At 34.4% G+C, this 8,464-nt stretch carries 7 protein-coding genes and 1 pseudogene; 4 read left to right on the top strand and 4 right to left on the bottom strand.

Annotated elements, in window-relative coordinates; genetic code table 11:
* Window positions 1–168: 168 nt before the first annotated feature.
* Window positions 169–1,419, top strand: coding sequence for a helix-turn-helix domain-containing protein (locus ACFVSH_RS13180; protein WP_387706339.1), 1,251 nt, complete (start codon window positions 169–171; stop codon window positions 1,417–1,419).
* Between the two features lie 891 nt (window positions 1,420–2,310).
* Here ACFVSH_RS13180 and ACFVSH_RS13175 read toward each other — a convergent pair.
* On the bottom strand, window positions 2,311–2,553 hold the full coding sequence (locus ACFVSH_RS13175) for a gluzincin family metallopeptidase (protein WP_387706337.1): 243 nt from the start codon (window positions 2,551–2,553) through the stop codon (window positions 2,311–2,313).
* A 418-nt stretch (window positions 2,554–2,971) separates the two neighbouring features.
* Between ACFVSH_RS13175 and ACFVSH_RS13170 the strand changes: the two genes are divergently transcribed.
* Window positions 2,972–3,220, top strand: a complete 249-nt coding sequence (locus ACFVSH_RS13170; RefSeq protein WP_387706335.1) for a hypothetical protein — start codon at window positions 2,972–2,974, stop codon at window positions 3,218–3,220.
* A 267-nt stretch (window positions 3,221–3,487) separates the two neighbouring features.
* Here ACFVSH_RS13170 and ACFVSH_RS13165 read toward each other — a convergent pair whose 3' ends face one another.
* Window positions 3,488–3,664 carry a DUF8096 family protein gene (locus tag ACFVSH_RS13165; protein ID WP_387706333.1) on the bottom strand — a complete coding sequence of 59 codons (177 nt, stop codon included), beginning with the start codon at window positions 3,662–3,664 and terminating at the stop codon, window positions 3,488–3,490.
* Window positions 3,665–3,729: 65 nt separating this feature from the next.
* Between ACFVSH_RS13165 and ACFVSH_RS13160 the strand changes: the two genes are divergently transcribed.
* The gene (locus ACFVSH_RS13160; protein ID WP_387706331.1) at window positions 3,730–4,113 is read left to right on the top strand and encodes a hypothetical protein; all 384 of its coding nucleotides are present in this window, start codon (window positions 3,730–3,732) and stop codon (window positions 4,111–4,113) included.
* A gap of 279 nt (window positions 4,114–4,392) precedes the next feature.
* Window positions 4,393–6,453 carry a CHAT domain-containing protein gene (locus tag ACFVSH_RS13155; protein WP_387706329.1) on the top strand — a complete coding sequence of 687 codons (2,061 nt, stop codon included), beginning with the start codon at window positions 4,393–4,395 and terminating at the stop codon, window positions 6,451–6,453.
* A 375-nt stretch (window positions 6,454–6,828) separates the two neighbouring features.
* Here the strand turns inward: ACFVSH_RS13155 and ACFVSH_RS13150 are convergent, their stop codons facing one another.
* Both ACFVSH_RS13150 and ACFVSH_RS13145 read right to left on the bottom strand, forming a co-directional pair.
* The gene (locus ACFVSH_RS13150) at window positions 6,829–7,716 is read right to left on the bottom strand and encodes a DNA adenine methylase (protein WP_387706327.1); all 888 of its coding nucleotides are present in this window, start codon (window positions 7,714–7,716) and stop codon (window positions 6,829–6,831) included.
* A gap of 28 nt (window positions 7,717–7,744) precedes the next feature.
* A pseudogene (locus ACFVSH_RS13145) lies at window positions 7,745–8,464 on the bottom strand (hypothetical protein); the annotation flags it as partial.

Genomic DNA, 8,464 nt, shown 5'->3' with positions numbered 1-8,464 from the left:
TAATATTACTGGATTAATATATTATATCTATAATTAATATATATGAGGAATTTAAAATACACTTATTTAATATATTACTATGTATTATAATAGATATATGAATTAAATAGTTAATCCTAAGATGGATAGACATATAACACTAAAAGATAAAAGGTGAAGAGACAAATAATGAATAAACTAAACCATGAAAAAAACACGCAGACTGCCTCTTATGAAATGGGGGAAACGGTTTATGTTCTCCCAACATGTACGGAAGAAGAAGACCCAGAGAGTTTTTACTACTTTAAACAATTTGAAAAAAAAGAAGGCATGATTTTGGAAGTGATCGAACACCCCCGTCTCCAATATCGTGTAAAATTTGGCCAGGAGGAAGCTGTCTTGTATCATGAGGAATTGACGAATGGGAACCAATGGCATGTTCCCATAACAGGAACGGATAAACAAGAAGGGTGGGAGGGGGATAAAGTGGAATGGTATACACAAAGAGAAGTAGCTGATTTACTCGGAGTATCCAAGGCCACGGTTTACCATTATGGAAAGCAGAAGAAAATTATTAAAATTCTGGATCCCCATCGAATACATAAAGATGCCCGTTATGAAAAAGCGGAAGTGGATCGATTAGTATATGAAAAACAATCTTTACCTACTGGCATGAGTCCTAATGAGGTTGCAAAGAGATTGGGATTATCTGTTCAAAGTATTTATAAGTATATTCAAGATGGTTCAATAAAAGCTGAAGCCGTCCCGTATGGGGATGAAAGAATCACGTATGTCATTTCGGAAGCAGCCTATCAGGAAGCAGAGAAATCACTCAATCCAACTGAAACACAACGACCTAAAAAATATGAATATTATGATACAAAAAATGACATTGCTTTGTATCAAAGATTTCATTCGTCTAAAATACCCGAGGCACGTGTGGTTCGTAATGAAGAAAATGTATTTGGTTTCTACCTACCCAATATCCAAAAGTGGTTGACATATGAAGAAGGAATGAAAACTTATACTTTAAAGCCATCATACTCGATCCACCAATCCACTTTGGATTATAAAGGCTATGTTGAGCTTCAGGTACCAAAAAATGAAGTTGTATTTTATCCCTTCATGGATTATTTATATGAAATTTGGGGAATGGAAAACATTCGACTTAGAGAACAAAGTGATTCAGTTTTACTCTACATCAAGGCAGGGGAAAAGCCGTTAAAATCTGAGGTGTTTAGTATTGCTGATATCTTACCGTATTTAATCAATGGAGAAATGCACCATGAAGAAAATACTTTAATATTACGTAGTCCATATAGAAAAACTAGCTTTGAATTACCTATCGATTTATTAGAAAGTATTACGGAGTTAGCTGAACAAGAAGGAATCAGTATGAGTAAGTGGGTAGAGCAAAAACTATCGTCCATAATAAAGTGATTTTGAATTAAGCAATGATTTATTGGCTAATGTTAAGGAATTTCTAGTTCGAATATCAATGTTTCTCAAAGGCCCTAGAATCAAATAAATGAACCAATACCCATAAAATAAAAATTAATTAATTTGCTTGTAGAAAGAATATCAGGAAAACAATTTTAGAAAGTCTTGTTTTGGTGTAAGTGACAGGTTTCTATTTTCGTCGATCTAAACATAAAACCTTATTTTAAGTGGCATATAAAGAATGTGTTTGTGGAGAATAGTAGAGTATAAGTAAACGCAAATAATGATTATTAAATGAATAAAATGTAACTTTTTCTCTGAAAAGAGAACCCATTACGTAAATTCCAAATCTCTTTAAATTTCATTTATCTTTATCTTATTTTTTGAATGTAATCTCTTGCAACTTTAGGTTCCATTTGAATTTAAGTCATTACAACAAATTTATCGAAGAAATCCTGATGTAGTACTTACTGATGCTTTAGATAGAGCTAAAGGAATTTATGAATACTGCTATTCATGTTTATACTCTTATAAGTTCATCCACAAGATGCGTTTCAAGATGTGGAGTCTCTAAGGCTGTCTCCGTTGTAATCTCTCTCCAATCAAAAAATCTGTGGATTGTCTGCTTGTATTTGCCTTCGTACAAATGCTGGTCAGCATTTAAGATGTTTTGAAGGACAATCCCGTAATGCAGGTTTTCTTTGGAGGTGTGACTCCATGCATTCACCATCAGCTTGTCGAATCGATCCCGAGCTTCGAGAAGCGCATCTTTGAATTCTGCTTCTTTTCCATGATAGAGAGCGGTAAATTGTTGCTGGACTTCGGGGATCTCATTAAAATGGGCTTGGAATGCAAGTTCTCCGAGTTGTTGCGAGATAAGCTCACGCTCGATTAGGTTATCTGGAACTTTTCTACCAAAATATCGAACGCGCCGCCTGTGAACGGTTCGGATAAATCGTGTTGTTCTCTGCCAACCTCCGACATTTTTTTATTGTTGAATGCTACACGGATTGACCGGCCATTCCGAAGTTCTCCCATTCGAGACAATTCATTTATCGAAAACAAATTCCCTTTGGTGTTATGCAGCAAATGATCAATAACCGAGTCGAAATGTAAGTCCGCTACAATGGCCACCAGATCCCCAAATGATTCGTGATGTCCCTCATATTCACTGGTTTTCTTGTGGCATAAGCGACGCCTATTTAGTACTAACTAAGAAGGAAAAAATTATATGGGATACAATAATTCAAGAGCTTTTTAGTAAAGAAAATAGAAAAAGAATAGAATATGAGGAATTCGAAGAATATAAAATGTCATTTGCTGAAGGCGAAAGTTTTAATAACATTTTTGATAATATGAAGGGCTAGGGCATTTAGAAACTAATAAAGGAGAAAAATAACATGTTAGATCCAGGTACAGTTGGGAACAAATATCTTGATCCAGGCGTTGTTGGCAGCTAAAAAATATAAAGAGTACTCATTGATTGGGTGCTTTTATTTTGAAGGAATTTATCTTCTTTTGTCGAATGTGTAGGACAGAAGGAGGTGTTTGCATGTTAATTGAAGGGGAGACTACTTGTCAAGATTGTAAGTATGACTTTATGTGGTATTACTTTTACCAAGATGATGAATACAAGGTTTATAAAAGACCGAATTTTAGAAATAAGGAAGGTGCTACATTAGTGACAGCTAATGAAGATAAAACACCAAAGAGTCTAAAAGTTTATTGTCCTAAACAAGAATGTGGATATCCAAATTATTTTGATGTGGATTATACCAATGTGAAAATAACCAAACAGTAAAAACAAAGCGCTCAAAACAGAGTGCTTTTTATTATGGAGAAAGAAAGGTGAGTTCGATGAAGTTTGCTGACCATTAATCTAAATCGGATATTCAGAAATTCATTCAACTTAGAGAGGCCAGCAAATAGAGTAAACCTGAACCCAAGCCTAAGAGGAAAGAAGAATTAAGCCATGGCGATTGGGAATATCATGGGCAAGGAGCGTGATACGTATAAGAAGGTTGGAGGCAGAGTAAGGGGGGGAATAAAAAACGACCCATCAACAGGATCAGATACTTTTGTTCATCCCACAATTGCGACACTCACGAATATAGATAAAGCCCTTAACAGAAATTTTAAACTGAGCATTACCACAGTTATCACATCGGCCACTCTTGATATTAGGATGGTCTTTGTAGTCGTAAACAATGGATGTGTTATAGACGTTGTAGTTTTCTTCAGTCATTGCTGATCACCTTCATAAATGGATATAACTTTATTAGTAAGGATGTAGATATTGAGTTTGAAGAATTGATGAATCTTTTCGATAATACAATTGCTATGCGAGTAGAGAAGGAGACTGTTGGTAAACCTTCAAATTGGAATGAAGATATTGTTAGATTAGCTGTATTAGATCCTTTGGTGAGAGAAAATCTTTTACTTCTTTCTTTAGGTGAAGAACAGACTTTATATCTAATGATTCGTTTATTAAGTTCTATTAGGGTATTGAATGGTGACGATAAAATTCATTCTTTTGGAGACTTAGGGTTATATTTTTATAACGAAAATAGATACAAAAATCCTAAGTATTATAATATTTTGGGAAATAAATTATTAAGCACCTTAAGGGTGCTTTTAATAAAGAGCATGAATATTCCTGCTCTATCTTTATTTAATTTAAGGCGCTATTGTTGATTTTCTTGTTAACTAAAGGGGGCAGGTTTGTAGAGGAAGTTTTCCAAAGCCCTAGAATAGCTATCTAATAAGCTGTTATTTTTATAGAAAGAAAGAATTAAGTAGACAGTCAAAGGTCTATGAGCATGTTCTTATATATGTTCTTGGTCGAGAACAGCCGTACTTTTCCGAGCTCGGTAATTACTGTAGACTAGGAAAGTATGGAATTAATGAAGAGAAAAAAGTAGTACCAATGTTTATAGAGTTCCCACCAATTGATTAGAAAGGAAATTGCATAGCATGAACTTTAACTTGAATTCAGAAGAGCAAAGAGTTCTCGATGGAATAAGACTAAATTATTACGTAGTAATGGATATTAAAAAAGAAATAACGGTAAATTTTCAAAAACACATTTATAGTGCGCGCCATAGAGATTTATTACCTGTACTGTGGTACTGTTTGCATCTTCCGCGAAGTGGTTTAGATGTAATATATAGAACTCCTTCGGGTGAAACAATTCATTTACAACACAATATTATTTTAATCTCCTCCGAACCATCTGAGGTTGAATTAGAAAATCTTAGGAATTTCCCTCCTACCTTATTTCTGAGCGAAGATTCTTGCTATGAAGAAGCATGTAGACTAAGTAAAGAACATTCTTCTTATTTAGGTTGCATTAATTCTTCAAGTCTAACCTCAACACTGCTAAGTGAACAGTGGAGTAGTATTGGTCAAAAAGTTATAAACTTAAAAGCAGACGAAGATTTATTGGATGTAACTCCACGGTTATTTACAGAATTAGAAAGATCGGCTTTGCCAATTACCTTCTTAACAAATATGACCTTAGATACAAGAAAAGTGCTTAAAATATTAGAAAAAAATAACTATACCTTCCTAGTTAGAGCAAATGTCACACAGAGACAAATTGCTTATCTGAATGTTCTTGAAAGGCACAGTTCTCAAGGAAACAAGCCTGATCAGATGGAACTACTTCATGAAGTTGAGAAAGCGCAATTTGCTACTGGGTTTCCCTTTATCATTACCTTACCAGGCACTCCATCAAAAGGTGGGGCATATGGTTTAACCAAGAGGGAGGACGAAACAACCCCGGAAGAAAAGGAATTGATAAACTTTCTTGGCTTACAACGCGCAATTGCTCTTGGAGGAGTCTGGCTGGAAGGTAGACCTCTAAATAAGAGCATTTTCAGAAAATTGTACTTCTTAGAAGAACATTTCCATGAGGACCATCCCAAAAGCAAATTTGTGTGGGAGTCACTAAGGGGATTTGGAAGAGCGTTAAAAGGTCATCTTGGGATAAGCAATCTTCAAGATTATATTTCAGGTTGCTCTGAAATAATTGCATTTACCGATTTCCCAATAGGATTAGCTATTCTGCCAGGATTTAGCGATCCAATTTGTTCGCTAGTACCTATTTCATACCGTCCATTAACACCGCTCACAGATACATTTTTATACGGGATAACTCGTCCGCCAGAATATTACATAGGGTCCGGAAGAGGTTTTAAGGTATTAATTGTTGAATGTCTATCTCCAGATGATCCGATAAGAAGAGCCTCGGATATTGGCTGGAAAATGGTTATTGATACTTGTGGAAAAAGTGAACTGATTGAAGTTCAGTATAAAGAGGTAGACTCCATAAAGGGTATTGAAGCGCTATTAACCGATTCAACTGATATTGATATTTTGGTGATTTCTGCACATGGGGAATATAAAGGAAAAGACTTTGCAGGATTGTCCGTAGGAAATCAATTTTGGATACCAAACAGTAAGATCAGCGTCCCGCCAATAATAATACTTAGTGCTTGTCATGTAGCCCCAAAAGGAAGAGGGGCCTATACAGTTAGTGATGCATTTTTAAACGCTGGAGCACTTGCCGTTTTGGGGACGTTGATACCAGTGAATGTAAGACATAACGCACTCCTTACTAAAAGATTCTTTTTATATATTTCGGAAGTGTTGGAGGGGAATTTTTCTTGTAGAAATATTGCAGAAGTATTACCTCGTATTATTTCATTAAATACGGTATATGAAGTCTTGGATTCATCAGAAAAACTAAGGGTATGGGCGTACGAAAAAAATGGAAAAACTAAGGCGCCAATTGAAGAATACTATGAAAGATTAGATGCTTCATTTGGTCAAGTACATAGCCAAACAATCAGCACCTTGAAAGATATTGCGAAGGGTACAGAGATGGAAGCGTACTTGGAAAGTATTATTCGATCCCGAGGGTATATCTCGGAATCATTTTTTTATATTTTTAGTGGTTATCCAGAGAATATAATACTTGAAAGCAAGGGTATTAAAAAAATGATAGATGCTCAGTTTATCGACTTTCAATGATTTGCATTCAGCTTAATAAAAAGCGAAAAACAAGGGCATACTCTTTCTATAAGCCCTCGTCTTCCTATGTCGGACGACAAGAATATATATATGAATTAGAAGCCGCGTGAATCAACTTTTTTTATTTCACCTATATTTGTTCTTGTCACTTGTCATGTTTTTTACTAAGGTGTTGTCTAAACACCTTAATGTTAATTTTAGAAAACCATACTTACAAGGCCAATAGATAATGGTCTAATAGGTATAGAGAATAAATTTACCCACTAAAAAAAGTGGTTTTTATAATGGCAAATCATCCTTAATTATAGGTTTATCCTTCTTAAACTAGTTCATGTTGACCTAATGTAAAAAGGTAATCCTATTTGGATTACCTTTTTATTCATAAGTTAATGAGAGTAAAGGGTCAGAGATGGTAAGGTATTTATCAGGATTGACAGTTTTAGTATTACTTGAAAAAAACATATACTCTATTCCTTTTTTCTTATCTTGAACCGAATAATTCAAGTAATATTCTAGAAAATCTAAATTACTGTACATTTCTTTAATTTCCAATGCATTGTCATAGGTAACTATCCATTTCCTGTTTTTTAAATCATTTTGAATCTTTTTCGAAAGTTCAAGGTGATCTTTGTTCTCATAAAAGTTTGTATACAAACTTGGTCCTTTATTGTAATAAGGTGGATCGAAAAACGTAAATGATTTTCTTGTTTTTTTAATCACCTGGTCAATAAAATCAAGTGCATCCAAATTGTATAATTCAATTTGATTTTTCAAATTTGATATCGAGTTGATTTTTTCTACTAATTTTTCTTTTGGAAAGCGACAATCCATGGGGTATAAACCATTTTGATTTTTCCCACCTATTATGCCAGCTTTAATAATCCCAGAACGATTAGTACGATTTAAAAACAGGGTAGAAAAACCTAATGACAATAATGAAGCAGTTGCTTTATTTTTTTGAACCTCTTTTTGTAAATGCCACTCGTCGATTGTTATTTCTGTATCGATAATTAGGTTAATTAATTCTTTTGGATGGTTTAAAATTGAATACCAGAGTGCATAGATGGATCTGTCATAGTCATTAATGATAGTCTTTTTTACTATTCCCTCTAATAATAAATTTATAGCTACAGCAGCACCACCCGCAAAGGGTTCAATATAGGTAGTACAATTATTTTGTAAAATTAATTGCTTAACATAATCATAAGTTTTATTTTTACCACCAGGATACCTTAAAGGTGAAGGATTACTCAATAAAATCATCTCCTGGCCTTATTATACAAAAAATAAGTTACTTTTGGCCAGAAATTTCTCCTAGTAGCTTATCTAACGTGTTTAGTATCTGTGATATCTTACTCCATGCACTTAAAACTTCGTCTCTACTAGGGTAATTGGTGCTTGAGTGAATATAATAATTAAGAATTTTAGTAGCGGAAATATTATTACTTTTTGAGAAAGTTACTTCAATTAAATCCGAAGTTTCGGAATCTCTAATAGTTTCCTTTAGATGATTTTTAATGTGATTATAGATTAAATCTTGCAACTCTTTACCTTTTCTTTTTTCCCTGGTTCCGGCTATTCCTTTCATCTTAAATTCATGTTCCCTGGGTAAAGCTGTGAATAAGTCTATATATTCATTAACATAAGATTCTAATAAACTTCGAATGAGGTACATGGAAGTAATTGAAAAATCTTTATATTCAATATCTGATAACTCTTTTTTTGTCTTATTAATCCGGTAATTTCTTTTGTAAAAATAGGTTAACTTATATGCACCAGTAAGTTTGTTAAAAGAAGATGGGTCTTTCGGTTTCCTAGTTCCTCCCGGATTAATAGGTGTATCGACGGCCTCCGGATTAATAGGTGTATCGACGGCCTCCGGGTTATTAGGTGTATCGACGGCTCCCGGATTAATAGGTGTATCGACGGCTCCCGGATTAATAGGTGTATCGACGGCTCCCGGATTAATAGGTGTATCGACGGCCTCCGGATTAATAGGTGTATCGACGGC

The sequence above is a fragment of the Peribacillus sp. NPDC058002 genome (assembly GCF_042886655.1).
Lineage (GTDB): Bacteria > Bacillota > Bacilli > Bacillales > DSM-1321 > Peribacillus > Peribacillus aracenensis.
Note: the sequence above shows the minus strand (reverse complement) of the source record. Positions and strands in the feature narration are given on the sequence as shown.

Coding starts and splice junctions, on each gene's coding strand:
- ACFVSH_RS13180 (WP_387706339.1), top strand. CDS start 169: ATGAATAAACTAAACCATGAAAAAAACACGCAGACTGCCTCTTATGAA.
- ACFVSH_RS13170 (WP_387706335.1), top strand. CDS start 2,972: ATGTTAATTGAAGGGGAGACTACTTGTCAAGATTGTAAGTATGACTTT.
- ACFVSH_RS13165 (WP_387706333.1), bottom strand. CDS start 3,664: ATGACTGAAGAAAACTACAACGTCTATAACACATCCATTGTTTACGAC.
- ACFVSH_RS13155 (WP_387706329.1), top strand. CDS start 4,393: ATGAACTTTAACTTGAATTCAGAAGAGCAAAGAGTTCTCGATGGAATA.
- ACFVSH_RS13150 (WP_387706327.1), bottom strand. CDS start 7,716: ATGATTTTATTGAGTAATCCTTCACCTTTAAGGTATCCTGGTGGTAAA.